2 pseudogenes are annotated in these 392 nt (G+C 30.9%); both read right to left on the bottom strand.

Annotation, left to right across the window (positions count from 1 at the left end):
* Positions 1–133: pseudogene (locus WFH18_RS17860) on the bottom strand (IS4-like element ISAba33 family transposase); the annotation flags it as partial.
* Positions 134–193: 60 nt separating this feature from the next.
* A pseudogene (locus WFH18_RS17855) lies at positions 194–392 on the bottom strand (transposase); the annotation flags it as partial.

Here is a 392-nt window from a genome sequence, read left to right as displayed (position 1 = left end):
TAGATGCAGAAGAAAGATTACATGTCTGTTTTACAATTAATGCAAGCATAATCAGTGTAAAACATTTTGCATGTGACTTGTTCCACTTTAGATATTTGTTTAAGATGAGATGTAACTCATTGAAATGTGTCATCATATTCGTCGTCAGAAAACAAGTATTATGCCATTATTTCAATGAGTTATCTTTTTTTGTCGTGTACAAAGGATTCAAAATCAGTTTAGATCGTCTTACTTGAAACTTTTCAATATGACAAACCTGTTTAATCACTCGGTGATATTGTTCTATTTTCCAATGACTTGAATGTAATTCATGAAAACCCTCAAAGGACAATAAATCATCTTCATCTTGATGCACAATATAAAACCTCTGCTGTTCTTTTAACTGAGTCTTA

This window comes from Acinetobacter sp. USHLN143, assembly GCF_037145695.1.
GTDB classification, from domain to species: domain Bacteria; phylum Pseudomonadota; class Gammaproteobacteria; order Pseudomonadales; family Moraxellaceae; genus Acinetobacter; species Acinetobacter fasciculus.
Note: the sequence above shows the minus strand (reverse complement) of the source record. Positions and strands in the feature narration are given on the sequence as shown.